Genomic DNA, 17,690 nt, shown 5'->3' with positions numbered 1-17,690 from the left:
TGTAAACAAAATTAAAACGTGAAAACATGAAAATCAATATATTATCTAAATCAATTTTACTTGTTGCGGCAGCACTTTTCACCCTTTCATGTACTGCAAACCTACTGCCAAAAGTACATCAGCCTGCTTATCAAACTTACGATAATTCAGGGGAGAGGGGCTATAAGGTGAGTTTCAGTTTATCGCATGACTCCATTCCGCCTACGGCTGTGGTCATCAACAGAATCCAGCAAAATATTTCTGAAGAAAACAAAGTCGGTCTTACGTATCACATCAATGTACTCACACAATCCCGTAAGATTTTGGGGTTTAAACCTAATGTTACTGAACGTGAGAACGGAATATTTTTCAAAACAGATACCGCCGACGTGTTTAAGCCAGTTAATTTCCGTCTTAAAGCAGAATAACTCTTGTCCAGGCGCAATATTTGATGCAAAAAGTATTAATTTCCTTTAAAAAAAACATTAATTATGAAATCATTACTGGTTCAGGTTCTACCATTTTGTGGGATCGTTATCTTAAACTCCTGTAGTGGGAATAACACCACAGCTACAGCCCCGCAAGAGCCTTCGGCTACGGTAAACACCACTTTGGCTAATCCCGAGACTGCCGCGCCAAATTCACCGGAATATCAGCCTGCGTTTGCTGGGCAAACACGTATCAAAGGGGTGAAAACATCCACTCCCTATCAAGTGGAAATCCTGAATACTGATTTAAATAAACCCTGGGCTATAGTTGATTTGCCAGACGGTAGATTATTAATCACCGCCAAATCTGGTTATTTCAATATCGTTTCGGCGGACGGGCGCAACGTGTCGAAGGTAGAAGGTCTGCCCAAAGTGGACGACAAAGGGCAGGGTGGCTTGCTTGATGTAGCCCTTGACCCGGATTTTGCCTCAAACCGAATGATCTATTGGTCCTATTCAGAACACATGAGTGGTGGAAACCATACCGCTGTGGCCAAAGGTAAACTCTCTGCCGATGAAAAAATGATCGAAAACCCAGTTGTGATCTTCCGTGCTACCCCGTCCTATGATGGCGATAAACATTTTGGGAGCAGGTTGGCTTTCGATAAGGATGGCCACCTGTTTGTAAGTACCGGCGAACGATCAGACATGGAAATGAGACCATACGCGCAGCGGCAAGATGGTTATCTGGGTAAAATCCTTAAGATTACCAAAGATGGCAAACCTGCTCCCGGAAATCCTACATTAGCTGGTTGGAAACCCGAGATTTATGCCACCGGAATCCGAAATCCACAGGGGATGGCCATTGATGAGAAGGGCCAACTTTGGGATGCGGAAATGGGACCGCGAGGCGGCGACGAGATCAACTTCATCCAAGCCGGAAAAAATTATGGCTGGGGCGATGTGACCTACGGAATTGAATACAGCGGCAAAAAAATCAATAACGGAACCACACAAAAAGCTGGTACAGAGCAACCGGTTTATTATTGGGATCCTTCCATATCCATGAGTGGAATTGATTTCTACAAAGGTAACATTGGTGAATGGAAGAATAACATGATGATTGCGTGCCTCAGTGGTAAGAAAATTATCCGACTGGTGATTGAAAACAATAAAGTAGTAGGAGAAGAATGGCTTTTGACAGACCAAAACGACCGCATACGTGATGTATTAAGCGCTAAGAACGGCCATCTATATGCAGTATCAGACAGCGGAAAATTGTACCGCGTTGCTAAAAACTAGGATTTTATTCTTCGATATAGACTAGCTCATTACCATAATCACCGTCGGAATCTTGCATGACCCTGGCGGTTTTTGTTTTAATGAACAGTTTTTCAATGAAAAAACTGGTCTCGAAGAACTGGCGGTGTATGCCCTGCAACATTTCCATGAAGAGATCCATCCCCACTTTATTATTATGTAGATCCATCATACGGTCGGGCTTTTCATTCGGGAAAAGGTCTTCATGCAAATCGGTCATCCGTTTACAAAATACAAGGGCTTTTTTAGGCGAAGTCACTTTACAGCAGTACATCATTATTAAACAGGTCCACAAAGCATGGCGGAAAGCGTTGCCAATACCGCTTTTGGAACTTGTTTGAGGGAAGAATTTTTGAGCGAGTACAAAACTTCTGATTGTGGCGTAGAAGGCCAGCAGCGTGAGGAGCGGATGAGGCACACAAAGCTTCAGTAACTGTAAAATTTTACCGATACTGAGGGTTCTAAGCGTGTTAAAGATGATTTTTACGGCTCTTTTCATAAAGAAATCTCCCCTTTTCAGGAGAGATTTTGATTATAGAATTAAATATTAGTGAACCAGTAGTTTCACCGTTTTCGAGATTTTTTCTTTTATTTCTGTACGTTTTACGATGAAATCTACGAAACCTTTTTCCTGTAGGAATTCGGATGTCTGGAAGCCTTCAGGCAAATCCTTACCAATAGTCTCACGAATTACACGCGGGCCGGCAAACCCGATAAGCGCGCCTGGCTCTGCCATAATGATGTCTGCCGTCATCGCGAACGAAGCTGTGATACCACCAAAAGTAGGGTCGCAAAGGTAAGCGATGTATAGCAAGCCCTCTTCAGAAAGTTGCGCAAGTTTAGCCTGCACTTTTGCCAACTGCATCAGGGAATAAGTGGCCTCCTGCATCCTGGCACCGCCAGACTGGCATATAATCATGTAAGGCAAGCGGTTCGCGATACAGTAATCTACCGCACGACGGATTTTTTCGCCCATTACCGAACCCAAAGATCCGCCGATAAACGCAAAATCCATACAAGAAATCACCATATCGACGCCATTTACCTTACCGGTAGCATTGCGGATGGAGTCGGTAAGCCGGGTTTTGGCTTTTACTTCTTTCAGGCGGTCGCTGTACGATTTGGTATCTTTGAAGTTCAGCATATCCACACTTTCCACATTCGCATCCAGTTCGGTGTATTTATTATCATCAAACAGGATGGAGAAATACTCGCGGCTGCCGATCCTTACATGGAAGCCGTCTTCCGGCGAAACGTAATTATTTGCTTTAAGTTCCTCGTGCTCAATGATTTTACCCGTGGGTGTCTGATGCCAGAGCCCTTTTGGTAAATCCTTCTTGTCCTCGGTTGAGGTGGTGATATTCTTTGTCTTTCTTTTGAACCAGTCAAATGCCATTATTAAAATTTTAAATTTCAGGTTTTAGCGGATTAATTTTTTAGTTGGTGTTCACACGCTAAAAACTCAAAACATATTAAAGTGTATTTACATTATTCAGGTCTTCAAATGCCTGAACAAGTCTTTTCGCGAATGTTTCTTCTCCTTTTCTTACCCAAACGCGCGGATCATAGAATTTCTTATTCGGTTTGTCGTCTCCGTCCGGGTTTCCAATCTGTGCTTTCAGATATTCGATGTTTTGTGTCATGTAATCACGGATCCCTTCAGTGTAGGCAAATTGCAGGTCGGTATCAATATTCATTTTGATAGCGCCGTAACCAATGGCTTCACGAATTTCTTCAACGGTAGAACCCGAGCCACCGTGGAACACAAAATTCACCGGTTTTTCAGCAGTGCCGAATTTTTCCTGAACATATTTCTGTGAATTATCAAGGATTTTCGGCGTAAGTTTTACATTTCCTGGTTTGTAAACGCCGTGTACGTTACCGAAAGCGGCCGCAATGGTAAAGTTGGGTGAGATCGCGTTCAATCTTTCGTAAGCGTATGCCACTTCATCAGGCTGTGTGTAAAGTTTTGATGAATCTACACCAGAATTGTCCACGCCATCTTCTTCACCGCCAGTTACGCCTAACTCAATTTCTAAGGTCATGCCCATTTTGGCCATTCTTTCGAAATATTTACAGGAAATATCAAGGTTTTCCTCGATAGGTTCTTCCGAAAGGTCAAGCATGTGGGAGGAGTATAGGGATTTTCCGGTTTCTGCGAAAAACGTTTCATTTGCTGTCATTAAACCATCTATCCACGGCAAAAGTTTCTTCGCGCAATGGTCTGTATGTAAGATCACTGTTGCCCCGTAAGCTTCCGCAAGCGTGTGGATGTGCTTGGCGCCGGCAACCGCACCTGCGATGGCCGCTTTCTGGTCATCATTGCTAAGTCCTTTGCCTGCATTATAAGCAGCCCCGCCGTTAGAGAACTGTATGATTACGGGGGCATTAAGTTTGGCAGCAGTCTCTAGCACTGCATTGATGTTGCTGGAACCGATAACGTTCACTGCCGGAAGCGCGAAGTTATTTTCCTTAGCATAATTAAAAATCTCGGTAACCAATTGACCTGTGGCAACACCTGCCGGAAAACGTCTGCTCATAATTTATTTTTTAGAAGATTTAATTTATTTAAGGCGTGTAAAGTTAAGGATTTTATGCAAAACATTTAGTTTCTTTTGTCTTTGCCCCAAAGCAGTTTCTGGCGGATGGTTTCATAAAAACTAAGGTTTTTCGGATGAATCAGTAAAATCTGAAACTTGGCTTTTCGCAGTGTAATCTCCACCTCGGTTTCCATATGCGCGAGTCTGGAATCTAATGAAAGCGAATACTGTGGGACGCGGCTTTCTACTTTCAGCCGAATCTCTACATCATCGTTTACGATCAGTGGCCGCACATTCAGGTTGTGTGGCGCAATAGGCGTGATGACGAATGTATTGTTGTTGGGCGTGATTATTGGTCCGCCGCAACTTAGGGAATAGGCTGTGGAGCCTGTGGGTGTGGAGATGATTACACCGTCGCCCCAGAAAACGTTCAGGAATTCATCATTAATATAAGAGTCTACCGTGATCATAGCGGTGGTTTCTTTGCGGGAAACGGTAATGTCGTTCAGCGCATACGGGAAGAACCCTGCATTTTCAGGCGATATTATTTCGATAACCGAACGCCGGCTCACGTGCACTTCGCCTTTGATGATGTTATCCAGATTATGGAAAACCTCTTCTTTGCTGAAACTTGATAAAAACCCGAGTCTGCCGGTATTCACCCCGACAACAGGGATCTCAAGATCCTGCACGAACATTAAGGAGTTTACGATCGTGCCGTCGCCACCAAAGGTAAAGAACCATTCGGGCCGCTTTTCTTCCAGGTCTTCTTTACCGGTGAAGGTTTCGAAAATCTTTGAGAATTGCATAGCCGTTGCCATTTCTTCATATAAAATGGCCTGGATGCCCCGTTTTTCGAGTTCGGAAACGAATTTGCTCAGATACAGGAAGGTATCCAGGTCGCTTTTTTGGGAATAAATTGCTGCTTTCCTCATCTAAAACTGCATATATTTCTGGAAGAAGCCGAAACGGTCTTTCAGCAAGTCCTCTTTTTCATCATCATAGTATTTATGCACTACGCTGTAGCCATATCTTTCAAAAGTTTCGTCGATAGAACTGGCATTTTCTGCATTGAATTTTATGGTAATCTGTATATAATCATCCGTAATCGCATTGATGAAACAACCGTAGATCTTGCCGTTATTGGTCTCGATGATCTTACAGATTTCCGTCATCGAATAGTGGCGGCCGCTGGTTTGTACGATCTTCACCGCTCCGTTTTCAGAGAAAAGCGCGTATTTGGAGAATTCATTAAAGATATCGTCACACGAGAGATAGCCCTGGTATTGCTCTTCTTTATTGATTACCGGGACTACATTGGCATTGAAGGTATGGAACAGTTTGATGGTATCGAGCAGGTTGTTATCATCCAACACCGCGAATTTTTCATAATGGATCTCGAGGGAAGATAACGGTCCTTCGGGGCTTTCCTCTAAAAAAGACTGGCTGATGGCGCCCTGATAAATCCCTTTCTTCTTGATGAATATGTGCGAATACCCGAATTCTCTGGCGATTTCGTTTGCTTCCTCAATAGCATCACCAGCATTGAAAGCAGGATAATCTTTGGAGATGTAGTCTTTGGTAAACATTAGGCTAATTTAGGAAATTATTAAAAAACCTGATGAAGGAGCAGAATTAAATTTTTTAAAATTTTACTTGCATGATATAGGGGCAAAAGTATATCTTTGTCGCCTTTCATTTTTACTTTTTATTAGATTTATTTCAAACTGCAATGCCTCAGGGGATTGTAGTTTTTTATTTTGTAGCTGTATTCTTGGCACGAAGGAAAATAAGCCCGGCCAGGATGATTATGGCGCCTATCGCTTGCAGCAGCGTTAAACTTTCCCCGTCGATAAGTCCCCAGACAATCGCCACTACGGGCATCAGCAATGTGACGGTAGAAGCAAAAAGCGGCGTAGAGATTCCCAGCAAACGGTAATTAAGCATCATCGCAAGCCCGGTACCGAATATGGAAAGTAAACTTACATATCCTAAGCCGGCCCATAAATTGGCATCACTTTTAAAATCACTGAAAAATCCGGCAAAAACCAATGAAATAGCCGATGGAATGATCAAAACAAATGAAAAAACAAATGCTGACAGAATCTTGGCTGGGATGTTATTGAGTTTCGACTTCACGGTGGTGGTGCTTATGGCGTAACATAAGGTGGCCAACAATAAAAGTAAAATAGGGATGAGTTTCAGTTGTCCGCCTTCTCCTCCTGAAAAGGCCAGGATGCACGCACCACTAAAACTGATCAAAACACCGATCACCTGTCTTCTGGTCGTCCCAAAATTCCAGAACAGGGCGCCAACAAGGATGACAAAAATAGGCATCATGGAGTTGATGATGCCCGCAATGCTGCTGCTGACAGCGGTTTCCGCGATCGGGAAAAGAAACATCGGGATGAAATTTCCGGTAACTGCGGCCAAAAGGAGCCATTTCAGGTTCTTCCGTGGGAATTTCTTGATGTTCATCAGTGCCAATGGTAATAATATGATACCGGCGATCAGTACACGCAACGCACCAACCTCATAAGGATTGAAATGTGCCAGAGATTTTTTGATGAGGATGAAAGATGATCCCCAAATGACCGAAAGCAGCACCAGTAAAACCCATTTTTCTTTTTCAGGATTCATTATTTCTTTTTAAAATTTCTAAATATTCTTTCTTACTGATCATTTTTGCGCCTAAACGCTCCAGATGTTCAGAATGGATCTGGCAATCGATCAGTTCAAGTTCAGGGTGTTCCTGCACGAAATGAAGAAAACATGCCTTCGAAGCATTGCTAACTTTCGAGAACATGCTTTCTCCACAAAATAAATTGCCGATCTGTACGCCATAGAAACCACCCACAAGCTCACCATCCTGCCAGGCTTCATAGCTTTTTGCAAAACCATGTAGATGAAGCACTGAAAAAGACTTTATCAGTTCGCCAGAAATCCATGTACCATCCTGATCTTTACGGTTGATATTTTTGCAGGACTCCATTACTTCTGTAAAGCATTGGTTTTCCGTGAACTCAAACACGCCATTACGCAGTATTTTCTTCATGGATTTGGAGATCTTCACCTCCTTAGGATACAGTACAAACCGTGGATCCGGGCACCACCAAAGGATTTCTTCGCCTTCATTGAACCATGGGAAAAGCCCAAGCTGATAGGCAAAAAGAAGTCTTTCGGGGGAAAGGTCTCCACCAATAGCCATCAAGCCGGTTTCTGAGTGCATCAGTCCGGGGTCTGGGAATGAGATTTCATTTTTTTGAAGGTAAACCATCTTTTAAAATTAAAATCCCGCTTGGCAGCAGGATTTCAATGTATATCAACCTTTTCTTAGAATGGCAGGTCGTCTTCATCTTCCGCGAACACATCGCTTTGGGCAGAGGTGTTGCCGGATGGGGCATTTTGCGCAGGTCGTGCAACGGTTGGCTCATCGAATCCGCCGGCATCCATTTTCTCGACACGCCAGCCAACGATAGAGTTAAAGTATTTCACTTCATTCTGTGGGGAAGTCCACTCGCGACCGCGGATGTTGATGCTTACCTTCACTTTTTCGCCTTCGCGGTAATTATTTAAAAGGTCAGCCTTATCCTGCAAAAATTCAATGCTGATGGGCTGTGGATATTGCTCTTCTGTAAGCAAAATCATTTCTCTTTTCTGAAAGCCACTCGCAAAAGTCTGAATGTCAGTTATTTTTTTAATAGTTCCCTGTAATTCCATAATCTTTAATTAAAGATGTAAAAGTAATAAATAAAGCTGCTAAAAAGAAAGCGAGGAAGTAAAAAAATAAATAAATTAATTTTTTTTTCAAAATTGTTTGGTTTAAAAAGGAAAAAGTCTTTATATTTGCACTCATCAAAAAAAGAGAAGAAGTTTATTGCGGATGTGGTGTAATTGGTAGCCACGCCAGACTTAGGATCTGGTGCCGTGAGGCGTGGGGGTTCGAGTCCCTTCATCCGCACTAATAATCGCGAAAATAGCTCAGCTGGTAGAGCACGACCTTGCCAAGGTCGGGGTCGCGGGTTCGAATCCCGTTTTTCGCTCAATGAAATAGGAGTTTTTTACAGAACTTCTATTTTTTTTACCCGCCCTGGTGGTGGAACTGGTAGACACGCAGGACTTAAAATCCTGTGTCCGCAAGGACGTACGGGTTCAAGTCCCGTCTGGGGTACATAAAACGCTGTTAATCATTTGATTAGCAGCGTTTTTTGTTTTGTGCGGTTAAAGTTGGGTTATAGAATGCTTTGATGGGTTCGCTTATCTACAGACTGGTTTGTTAATTCGGGAAGATCTTTGTTGCTTTCTTATTGCTATCTATGGCCACTAATGTAAAATCACCAGAAACTGCCTTCTCCCGAATCTCCTGATACATATCTTCTACGAATACTTCGATGTTTACCTTAAGGCTGGTGTTGCCAACGTATTTTACTTTACCAATTAGTTCTACAAGCGTATCCGCAGGGATGGGCTTTTTGAAGTCAATACGGTCGCAACTTACGGTTACAAAGGATTTGCGGGCGAAGCGTGTGGCTGTCATGAAGGCTACTTCATCCATCATTTCCATGACTTTGCCGCCGAACATGGTGTTGTGGTGATTCGTGGTATTAGGGAAAACCACTTTAAAAACGTGTGTTTCTGAGGATTTGATTTTGTCTTCGTAATCCATCTTTAATTTTTATATCATTATACATTTGAAATGAATAAAAACCTTTGATGGGTTTTTACTTCAAATCGCGAAAGTTTTTGGGGATCCGACTTCCTACTGGGGTAGATTACGGTTGCGCGACAGTTCGTGAGTTTCACACGATTCACCCGTTGTTCTGCAAATATAGCTTTTATATTTCAGGAAAGTTTACAGTTCATCCATATTTCTGTCACAGGATAATTTAGAGCGACTTGGTTGAGATTGCACAGTATTTGCTTTTTCGTTGAAAAAATAACATTATGCAACCGAAACCCATGCTCACGCTAAGCCAAGTGCTGGCAAAATTAGCAGCCAAGAACGTTACACAGGAGTTCCTGATGGACGAGAACGGCGAAATGAAACTTAAAGAAAAAGATGACGTGTACAAACCTGAAGATTTAAAAATCCTGAGGTCCTACCGATTTGAGGCCGACAGCAGCCCTGAAGATAACGCCGTACTATATGTCGCCCAGGCGAATGACGGCAACATCGGGATGATTATCGACGCTTACGGTGCCCAAAGTAACTATGACGGGCCGGAGTTTGATAATTTCATTCGGGAAATCCCGGTAGAGGAAGATGAACAGTACAACTTCGATAATAATTAAATAAAAGAAATCCGGATAGTACTATTCGGATTTCTTTTTGAAAAGATTCTTCAGGCCTTCTTTCTTTTCCTGCACTTTTTCTTTTACGTCTTCTGCTGTTTCCTTGATGTTTTCCTTGCCTTGCGCTACGGCGGATTTCGTGCCTGACATGGTGTTCTTCACGGCCTTTTCAGTGTTTTCTGCGTTTTTGCCAATAAGTGTTTTCTTTAATCCCTGTTCAATGCCTTTCCAGAACAGATTGAAGAATGATTTTGTTTTATCGCGTTCCACAGGGTCCACTACCACAGACTCTGGGTAAGTGCCAGAGTCTGATCGCACAATTAAATTAGCGACTGCTGATAAAAGTTTATTCTTTTCCCCGTCTTCCCGCAGGATGGATACTTTCAGGTCTTTATGTTTCATGTTCAGCGTACCATCAGGCCGTTTCTGTTTCCTTTGAAATTAAAGATCAAGTCCGAAATCTGCCCGGTAGCCCGTATTTTCAAGTAAGGCTCGATAAAAGGGTTGATGCGTGAGGCGGGCAGATCAGCCACATTGCCGGCGATCGTAAAGTCATCATTGGGCGCGGCGGTATCAAAACTCCATTTCACATGCATGGGCGAAGCGTTCATGAACCGACAAGTAATGTCGATGGGTACACGTGTAGGTCTGCCTTTCATCTTACCGGAATTCAGGTGCTGTACCGTCATATTAAAGTTGCTGAAGATAAGTTTGCCCGGCCCGTCACTTTTTTTGGTATCTTCCTCATATTCAAGGTAGGAGTCTTTTACTTGTAGGTCCTTGATGTATAATGGTATTTTAATGCTCCTTAACAATCTGGAATACAGTGACTTTTCACTTGTGTCATCTTTTGGGATTTTACTGCGGAAGATGTTAGCCTTCAGGCTGCCCAAAGTGACTGATGAGGCATCGATGAACTGTCGGTTGCTGAATATATCCCATTTTCCATTCATCGTAATCTGCGAAACTTTTACATCATATAAATCTTTTTCTGTAGGGATCATGCGGATAAACGCGGCGCGGGAAACACTAGGTTTTACTGTTGTGCCAGCAATTTGCAGGTGATTGTTATTCAACCTCAGGGCACCGGTGGTGATTTGGTAAAACTTGGTTTGATAATTTACGCCATTGGCGGTGATTTGATACTTGCCGGTTTTAAATGGTATCGCGTTTTTTGCGGTTTGTTCATTCAGCTCGATGTTTTGTATCTTGAGGTTAAGGTTATTCAGAACAAGCGGTCTGTTTTCCTTCTGATAGTTAAGTTGGCTGTTTTTTATCTCAATGTTCTGGATGAGTAGCGGGAAATGAATTCCGTCGTAATTCTCTTTCTTTATATTCTTTTTTTCTTTAGCTAAGATGCTGCCTTTTAAATTATTAGCAGTGATGTTCTGAATGTCTGCTTTAAGTTTCTTGTCAATAAATTTAAATTCATTGATTTGCATGGTTAAACGCGGAAGCACAAAATCTAATGATGTGCCCACTGTCCCAGTATTGGTAGGTTTAACGGAAATGCTTTGGAAATCAGCTTTTTTGGGGTTCAGTTGTACTTTTGCGATTTGTACTTTTTGATTTTCAGAAGAAAAGCCAACATTTTTCCCGGCGATACTGAAATTGGCGTAACTAAAGGGTAAGCCAGCCTTGGTGGTCTCAGCATCCATTACAAACTTTTGGATATTTAGTGTTAGGTCATCAGCCGCCGCGCTGGATTCGCCGTTAGGTTTTATAACAGATACTTTGGCGTTTTTCAACAAGACATCCTCCATATTAATGATAAAAGGGAAATCCTTTTTTTGTGCTGCAGATTTTGCGTCCGTCGTCATGATTTTGATCGCCGGATTGATGAAATGTGCGTTGGCCAGCACAATTTTATTATCATCCAAAGCCAAATCACGGAAATTCATTTCAGCGGTATGTAGCTCGAAAAGATTTTTCTTCTTGGGGTAATACGCCATAAACCGACGGTGCGAGAGAAGCGGAACCACAGAAAATTGCTTAACGCTCATCTGTCCGTTTTCGGTGGTAATGTTCTGGGCGGTGATGGCATACACATTATCTGGCCTGAAGAAGAAGTTTTTTCCGCTGATGTCGTATCTATCAAATACAAGTGGCAACTTGTTTTCTACACTTTCTTCGGTCATTTGAATGTTTTCTACGCTTAGGTCCAACGATTTTACACCCAGGAATTTTTGTTGCGTATGACGAAAAATGGCAATGTTGCCACGACGGATCTTCAGATTCTCAAAAACAACCGGATTGCGTTTTTTCCCGGTTTTATCATCAACGGGTTTTGCAAGACGAACAGTAAGATCGGGATTTGCCAAAAAAATATCAGTTGAACTGATGCGTTTGTTGAACAGCGCCTGATAAATGCCCAACCTGCTGACGGAAAGTGTATCGATGCTGCCCTGCAAACCGATGGTGTTCAGGTCGTTTTGGTTCTTGTTTTTGATATTGATTGCCGTAACGAGGATATCCCCAGTGAAGAAATCTACTTTTAAATCCTCGTAATTGACCTGATAGGCAGAATTTTTCTTAATGTAACCGGAAAGGTTCTGCTGTAGCCAATAATTTATGCCGAAATTGATGACCAACATCACCAGCACTAAAATCCCCAGCGTAAAAGATAGAAACCGAACGTATTTTTTTTTCATCTTTCGGGAGATTAAAATTTAGTGCCAATCTGCTGTCAAAAAAGTGATTGCGGCTGGCTGTCTTTTGAAATATCAAGCTGTATCACATAGCCTTCATGCCCACGGATATTAATGAAATGGCCCCCTTCGAACGAAAGGTACTGCCCTTTTATACCGCGCAGAACACCTTCGAATTCCGGAGATTTATCTAGCGTAAAGGATGTGATTTTCTCAGGAGCCTCATACGGATAATCCAGCCGGATCATCTCGTGCTCCATGGTATAAAAATTCTGATAGTTATCGGGAAAATGCTCTTTGATCTGTTCACGGAAGTCAGCGAGGTCCAGGTCATCTTCGAAATCGTCTTCAAGCATTTTTTTCCAGTTGGTTTTATCTGAGATGTGTTTTTTCAGGGCGACTTCAATCATCCCAGCTTCATAACGGTTGGTGGTTTTCGCGATAGGCAGCGCGAATGTAGCACCCTGGTCGATCCAGCGCGTCAGCAGTTGTGTTTCACGTGTAACACCCACTTTCACTTCGCCTGTATAAGCTAAATAAACGATGTGCGGGGCCAGTTGTATGGTTTGTTCCACCTCAAGATCGCGGTCCCCGATACCCAAATGTGCGGTAGAGAGTTCGGGCCGAATGATGGTCTCACTGGCATAAGGACTCTCGAAAAAACATTTTTTGCAGAATCCCATTCGGTAAATTTTCTCGTCGCTGCTACAGTTTACGCATTCATAGCCTACATGTTTTATTTTAATGTTTCTGCCGATGACCTGGTTCATGTGGATCAGGTCGTGCGACAGGTTTAGGAAATACTGTATAGGTTTCCCGTTTTGTGTGGTCATTTTCAGTATTTGTCCTGTAAACTGCATATGAGAAATTTTCAGTAAAATTAATGATTTGAATTTAATTAAATTTGCGCTAAACACTATTCTGAATGATCTACTTAGTCACCGGCGGCAGCGGTTTTATCGGTTCTCATCTTGTGGAGCGTCTGCTTAAAAACGGACATTCTGTCATCAATGTGGATAATTTTGACAGTTTTTATAATTATCAGATTAAAATTAAAAACACATTGGAGGCGGTGGGTAAATCCACAGACTTCACTTTTGAAGATAAGGAAGCGGACATCCAAAAACTGATTTTTATGACGGATTCCGCAAATTATCAGCTTTATTATCAGGATATTAGGGATATCGAAGGCTTGCGAAAGGTCTTTGAGCGTCACCAGATAGATGTCGTGATACATTTGGCGGCGCTGGCTGGCGTAAGGCCTTCGATCGAAAGACCTTTGGAGTATGAAGAGGTTAATATTAAAGGAACTCTGAATTTATGGGAGTTATGCCGCGATTTCAAGGTTGGTAAATGTGTAGTGGCTTCAAGTTCAAGTGTTTATGGCAATAATAAAAAAGTTCCGTTCTCCGAGGCCGATATCGTGGATGAGCCTATTTCCCCATATGCGGCGACCAAAAGAAGCGGCGAAATCTTGGGCCATGTGTACCATCATCTTTATGGGATCGACATGGTTCACCTAAGGTTTTTCACCGTGTACGGACCGCGCCAGCGACCGGATCTTGCCATTCATAAATTCACCAAACTCATTTCCGCTAAACAGGGAATCCCTTTTTACGGCGATGGCAGCACCGCACGAGATTATACATATATTGATGATGTTATTGATGGGATTGTAAAATCTATCATGTATATCCAGCAGCACAAACCGGTGTATGAAATTATAAATCTCGGCGAAAATCAGGTAGTTACCCTCCAGGAAATGGTACTCGCGATAGAGGAAAACCTGCAGCAAACAGCCATTAAAAATAAACTTCCCATGCAGCCTGGCGATGTACAGCTTACCCATGCGGATATCACAAAAGCTAGGACGTTGATTGGTTACGCACCTGCCACAGATTTCCATTTTGGCATAAAAAAGTTTGTGGAATGGTTTTTGAGAAACGCAACCTGAAAACTTTGCCATAATACACAAAGTTTGTTGAAAATCAGCGACAAAAACATGTGATATGTCGCCTATTTTTTTACTTTTGCAAAAAATTATTTAATATGTATTGGACATTAGAACTGGCTTCATATTTAAGCGACGCGCCATGGCCGATGACGAAAGCAGAACTTATTGATTATGCGATCCGTACGGGCGCACCGATGGAGGTGGTAGAGAATCTTCAGGCAATTGAAGACGAAGGGGAAATCTATGAATCCATTGAAGAAGTATGGAGCGATTACCCAACCGACGACGACTTCCTCTGGAACGAAGACGAATACTAAAACAGAAAGGGCTACGGCAAATGCTTCAGCCCTCTTTTATTAACATAGCCCTGTGTAGGGCGAAAATGCCGCATGCACTACCGGCAAAAAGCTAAATTAATTTATGGGATTTATAGACAAAGTTCTTAAAGGTTTCCTTGGTGATAAAAATGCCACCGACCTGAAAGAAGTAAAAAAAGTAGTTCTTAAAATAAAAGCAGTTGAGCCCCAGATCCAGCAACTTACCGATGACGGATTACGCGATAAAACCGCAGAATTTAAAGAAAAGCTGAAAAACGCTACAGCAAACATCACCGCTCAGATCGAGCAAACCCAGGAACAAATTAAAAATTCCACGAATATTGATGAGAAAGAAGCCCTCTTTACAAAAGTAGAGCAACTGAAAAAAGATTCTTATCAAATAGAAGAAAAAGTTTTAAACGAGATTCTACCCGAAGCGTTCGCGCTCATCAAAGAAACTTCGCGCAGGCTGGCACATAACGGCGAGATACGTGTAACCGCTACCGACCTTGATCGGCAACTGGCCTTAACGAAAGATTTCGTTGAAGTGCAGGGTGATACCGCCATCTGGAAAAACCGTTGGGATGCCGCAGGCACACCAGTAGTCTGGGATATGGTGCATTACGATGTACAGTTCATTGGTGGTGTAGTTCTACACAGCGGAAAAATTGCTGAAATGGCTACCGGTGAAGGTAAAACCCTTGTGGGTACGCTGCCTATTTACCTTAACGCGCTCCCTGGCCGTGGGGTACACGTAGTGACCGTCAACGATTATCTGGCGAAAAGGGATTCCGCTTGGATGGGGCCACTGTATCAGTTCCATGGACTTACCATAGATTGTATCGACCTTCATCAGCCTAATACCGATGCCCGCCGAAAAGCATATCAATCCAGCATCACCTATGGTACCAATAACGAGTTTGGTTTTGATTATCTGCGAGATAACATGGTGACATCCCCGTCCGAACTGGTACAGGGGGAACTCAATTTCGCCATTGTGGATGAGGTAGATTCAGTTTTAGTGGATGATGCCAGAACACCTTTGATTATCTCTGGTCCGGTTCCGCAGGGCGACCGTCAGGAATTTGACGTACTGAAACCTTCTGTAGACAGAATTGTCGAAATGCAGAAGAAAACAGTTTCCGCCATCTTTAACGAAGCCAAGAAATTAATCGCCAACGGAAATACCAAGGAAGGAGGGTTTAAATTATTACAGGCTTACCGTGGATTGCCAAAATCGCGACCGCTTATTAAATTCCTTTCAGAAAGCGGAAATAAAGCTTTATTGCAGAAAACCGAAGGCCAGTACATGGCAGATAACAACCGCGAAATGCCAAAAGTCGATAAAGACCTTTATTTCGTGATTGATGAAAAAAACAACCAGATCGATCTTACCGATAAAGGGGTAGAATACATGTCTGCCGGAAATGAAGACAAAGACTTCTTCGTGCTGAATGATATCGGGACCGAAATTGCCGAACTGGAAGCCAAAAATTTAAGTAAAGAAGAAGAATTCGAGGCGAAAGAAAAACTCTTCAGCGAGTTTGCGGTAAAATCCGAACGCATCCATACCCTCAGCCAGCTATTGAAAGCCTACACGCTCTTTGAAAAAGATGATGAATATGTAGTAATTGATGGTGAGGTGAAAATCGTTGACGAACAGACCGGCCGTATTATGGAAGGCCGAAGATATTCCGACGGTTTGCACCAGGCAATTGAAGCCAAGGAAAACGTGAAAATAGAAGCCGCCACCCAAACTTTTGCCACCATTACATTACAGAATTACTTCCGGATGTATAACAAACTGGCAGGGATGACGGGTACGGCAGAAACTGAAGCCAGCGAACTTTGGCAGATTTATAAACTGGATGTTGTGGTAATCCCTACCAACAGGCCAATCTTACGTGAAGATAAGCAGGATTTGGTATTCAAGACCAACCGCGAAAAATATAACGCTGTTATTGAAGAAATCGAAAGGCTAACCGCCGCCGGAAGACCTGTATTGGTAGGAACGACTTCGGTTGAGATTTCTCAATTACTTTCCAGGGCGTTGCAACTCCGGAAAATTCAGCACAACGTACTCAACGCGAAACTCCATGCTAAAGAAGCAGAGATTGTAGCGATGGCCGGGGGACCAGGTGTGGTGACCATTGCTACCAATATGGCAGGTAGAGGTACAGATATTAAACTGCAAGGCGAAGTGAAAGCTAACGGTGGATTGGCCATTATCGGTACCGAAAGACACGATTCTCGTCGGGTGGACCGCCAGTTACGTGGTAGAGCCGGCCGACAGGGAGATCCGGGAAGCTCGCAGTTCTACGTTTCGTTAGAAGACAACCTGATGCGTCTTTTCGGTTCCGAAAGAATCGCGAAGATGATGGACCGTATGGGGCATAAAGAAGGTGAGGTGATTCAGCATAGCATGATTTCAAAATCCATTGAAAGAGCTCAGAAAAAAGTAGAAGAAAACAACTTCGGTATCCGTAAACGTTTGCTGGAATATGATGACGTGATGAACAAGCAGCGTGATGTCATCTACAAACGCAGAAAGAACGCCCTCTTCGGCGATCACCTGAAATACGATATTTCAAACATGATCTTCGATGTATCACAATCCATTGTGTCTAAAACTAAAGTGGAGAATGACTACAAAGAATTTGAATTCGAGATCATCAAGCATTTCACCATGGAAGCGCCGGTTTCTGAAAATGATTTCAAGACGAAACAGATTCCTGAACTTACAGATCTCCTCTATAAAGCCGCTTCGGAAGACTACCGGATGAAACTAGAGTTGCTGAAGGAAAAATCTTTCCCAATCATTGAAAATGTGTACCAAAACCAAGGGTCAATGTTTAAAATGATACAGGTGCCGTTCACCGATGGTGTAAAAACCATGACGATTGTAACCGACCTGAAAGAAGCTTTTGAGACCAAATGCGAATCTTTGATTAATGATTTCGAGAAGAATATTTCACTCGCCATTATTGATGAGAACTGGAAACTCCACCTCCGTGAGATGGATGACCTGAGACGTTCTTCCCAAGGCGCGGTTTACGAGCAGAAAGACCCGCTGGTCATTTACAAGCAAGAATCTTTCTACCTCTTCAGCGAAATGGTCGAAAAAATAAACCGCGAAATCGTATCCTTCCTTTACAAAGGCGAAATCCCGGCGTAATCTTAGGTAAAATATCATAAACTTCTTCACCCTCGTG

At 42.8% G+C, this 17,690-nt stretch carries 18 protein-coding genes and 3 tRNA genes; 9 read left to right on the top strand and 12 right to left on the bottom strand.

Features of this window, described 5'->3' with window-relative positions:
• Positions 1 to 26 precede the first annotated feature (26 nt).
• Both CO230_RS11620 and CO230_RS11615 read left to right on the top strand, forming a co-directional pair.
• The gene (locus CO230_RS11620; protein ID WP_122028750.1) at positions 27 to 407 is read left to right on the top strand and encodes a hypothetical protein; all 381 of its coding nucleotides are present in this window, start codon (positions 27 to 29) and stop codon (positions 405 to 407) included.
• Positions 408 to 470: 63 nt separating this feature from the next.
• Positions 471 to 1,709 carry a PQQ-dependent sugar dehydrogenase gene (locus CO230_RS11615; protein WP_122028749.1) on the top strand — a complete coding sequence of 413 codons (1,239 nt, stop codon included), beginning with the start codon at positions 471 to 473 and terminating at the stop codon, positions 1,707 to 1,709.
• Between the two features lie 4 nt (positions 1,710 to 1,713).
• Here the strand turns inward: CO230_RS11615 and CO230_RS11610 are convergent, their stop codons facing one another.
• The 8 genes from CO230_RS11610 to CO230_RS11575 all read right to left on the bottom strand — a co-directional run bounded on the left by CO230_RS11610 (position 1,714) and on the right by CO230_RS11575 (position 7,987).
• Positions 1,714 to 2,226: a DUF6973 domain-containing protein gene (locus tag CO230_RS11610; protein ID WP_122028748.1), complete on the bottom strand. Its 513-nt coding sequence runs from the start codon at positions 2,224 to 2,226 to the stop codon at positions 1,714 to 1,716.
• Between the two features lie 48 nt (positions 2,227 to 2,274).
• Positions 2,275 to 3,123 (bottom strand): acetyl-CoA carboxylase, carboxyltransferase subunit beta, encoded by an 849-nt coding sequence (accD, locus tag CO230_RS11605; RefSeq protein WP_122028747.1) that lies wholly within the window; start codon positions 3,121 to 3,123, stop codon positions 2,275 to 2,277.
• A gap of 76 nt (positions 3,124 to 3,199) precedes the next feature.
• Entirely contained in the window at positions 3,200 to 4,267 is a 1,068-nt protein-coding gene (fbaA, locus tag CO230_RS11600; RefSeq protein ID WP_122028746.1) for a class II fructose-bisphosphate aldolase, read from the bottom strand.
• Positions 4,268 to 4,332: 65 nt separating this feature from the next.
• Positions 4,333 to 5,202 (bottom strand): NAD kinase, encoded by an 870-nt coding sequence (locus CO230_RS11595; RefSeq protein ID WP_122028745.1) that lies wholly within the window; start codon positions 5,200 to 5,202, stop codon positions 4,333 to 4,335.
• Positions 5,203 to 5,856, bottom strand: coding sequence for a CBS domain-containing protein (locus CO230_RS11590; RefSeq protein ID WP_122028744.1), 654 nt, complete (start codon positions 5,854 to 5,856; stop codon positions 5,203 to 5,205).
• Between the two features lie 166 nt (positions 5,857 to 6,022).
• A complete protein-coding gene (locus CO230_RS11585; protein ID WP_122028743.1) occupies positions 6,023 to 6,907 on the bottom strand; it encodes a DMT family transporter in 885 nt (294 codons plus the stop codon).
• Complete coding sequence (aat, locus tag CO230_RS11580) at positions 6,897 to 7,544, bottom strand: leucyl/phenylalanyl-tRNA--protein transferase (protein WP_122028742.1); 648 nt, start codon at positions 7,542 to 7,544, stop codon at positions 6,897 to 6,899. The genes CO230_RS11585 and aat overlap by 11 nt, the downstream gene beginning before the upstream one ends.
• 56 nt (positions 7,545 to 7,600) lie before the next feature.
• Entirely contained in the window at positions 7,601 to 7,987 is a 387-nt protein-coding gene (locus tag CO230_RS11575) for a DUF3127 domain-containing protein (RefSeq protein WP_122028741.1), read from the bottom strand.
• A 159-nt stretch (positions 7,988 to 8,146) separates the two neighbouring features.
• On the opposite strand from CO230_RS11575, the gene CO230_RS11570 reads away from it, so the two are divergent.
• From CO230_RS11570 to CO230_RS11560, 3 genes are all read left to right on the top strand, one after another.
• Positions 8,147 to 8,228: transfer RNA gene (locus CO230_RS11570), tRNA-Leu, on the top strand.
• Between the two features lie 9 nt (positions 8,229 to 8,237).
• Positions 8,238 to 8,310 (top strand) — tRNA-Gly (locus CO230_RS11565).
• Positions 8,311 to 8,354: 44 nt separating this feature from the next.
• A tRNA-Leu gene (locus CO230_RS11560) sits at positions 8,355 to 8,438 on the top strand.
• A gap of 105 nt (positions 8,439 to 8,543) precedes the next feature.
• Here the strand turns inward: CO230_RS11560 and CO230_RS11555 are convergent.
• Entirely contained in the window at positions 8,544 to 8,933 is a 390-nt protein-coding gene (locus CO230_RS11555) for an acyl-CoA thioesterase (RefSeq protein WP_122028740.1), read from the bottom strand.
• Positions 8,934 to 9,211: 278 nt separating this feature from the next.
• Between CO230_RS11555 and CO230_RS11550 the strand changes: the two genes are divergently transcribed.
• Entirely contained in the window at positions 9,212 to 9,559 is a 348-nt protein-coding gene (locus CO230_RS11550) for a hypothetical protein (RefSeq protein WP_122028739.1), read from the top strand.
• A 21-nt stretch (positions 9,560 to 9,580) separates the two neighbouring features.
• Here CO230_RS11550 and CO230_RS11545 read toward each other — a convergent pair whose 3' ends face one another.
• The 3 genes from CO230_RS11545 to CO230_RS11535 are packed head-to-tail and all read right to left on the bottom strand — an operon-like array spanning position 9,581 to position 13,067.
• Entirely contained in the window at positions 9,581 to 9,961 is a 381-nt protein-coding gene (locus CO230_RS11545) for a hypothetical protein (RefSeq protein ID WP_122028738.1), read from the bottom strand.
• Between the two features lie 2 nt (positions 9,962 to 9,963).
• Positions 9,964 to 12,210: a hypothetical protein gene (locus tag CO230_RS11540; RefSeq protein WP_122028737.1), complete on the bottom strand. Its 2,247-nt coding sequence runs from the start codon at positions 12,208 to 12,210 to the stop codon at positions 9,964 to 9,966.
• Between the two features lie 35 nt (positions 12,211 to 12,245).
• Positions 12,246 to 13,067, bottom strand: coding sequence for a DUF2797 domain-containing protein (locus CO230_RS11535; protein WP_122028736.1), 822 nt, complete (start codon positions 13,065 to 13,067; stop codon positions 12,246 to 12,248).
• Between the two features lie 65 nt (positions 13,068 to 13,132).
• On the opposite strand from CO230_RS11535, the gene CO230_RS11530 reads away from it, so the two are divergent.
• From CO230_RS11530 to secA, 3 genes are all read left to right on the top strand, one after another.
• Positions 13,133 to 14,161: a GDP-mannose 4,6-dehydratase gene (locus tag CO230_RS11530; RefSeq protein ID WP_122028735.1), complete on the top strand. Its 1,029-nt coding sequence runs from the start codon at positions 13,133 to 13,135 to the stop codon at positions 14,159 to 14,161.
• A gap of 95 nt (positions 14,162 to 14,256) precedes the next feature.
• Positions 14,257 to 14,478, top strand: a complete 222-nt coding sequence (locus CO230_RS11525; RefSeq protein ID WP_015807225.1) for a DUF2795 domain-containing protein — start codon at positions 14,257 to 14,259, stop codon at positions 14,476 to 14,478.
• A 103-nt stretch (positions 14,479 to 14,581) separates the two neighbouring features.
• Positions 14,582 to 17,653, top strand: coding sequence for a preprotein translocase subunit SecA (secA, locus tag CO230_RS11520; RefSeq protein WP_122028734.1), 3,072 nt, complete (start codon positions 14,582 to 14,584; stop codon positions 17,651 to 17,653).
• Positions 17,654 to 17,690 lie beyond the last annotated feature (37 nt).

This window comes from Chryseobacterium sp. 6424, assembly GCF_003692615.1.
Lineage (GTDB): Bacteria > Bacteroidota > Bacteroidia > Flavobacteriales > Weeksellaceae > Kaistella.
The sequence above is the reverse complement of the archived record's forward strand: the minus strand, read 5'-3'. Positions and strand labels throughout refer to the sequence as shown.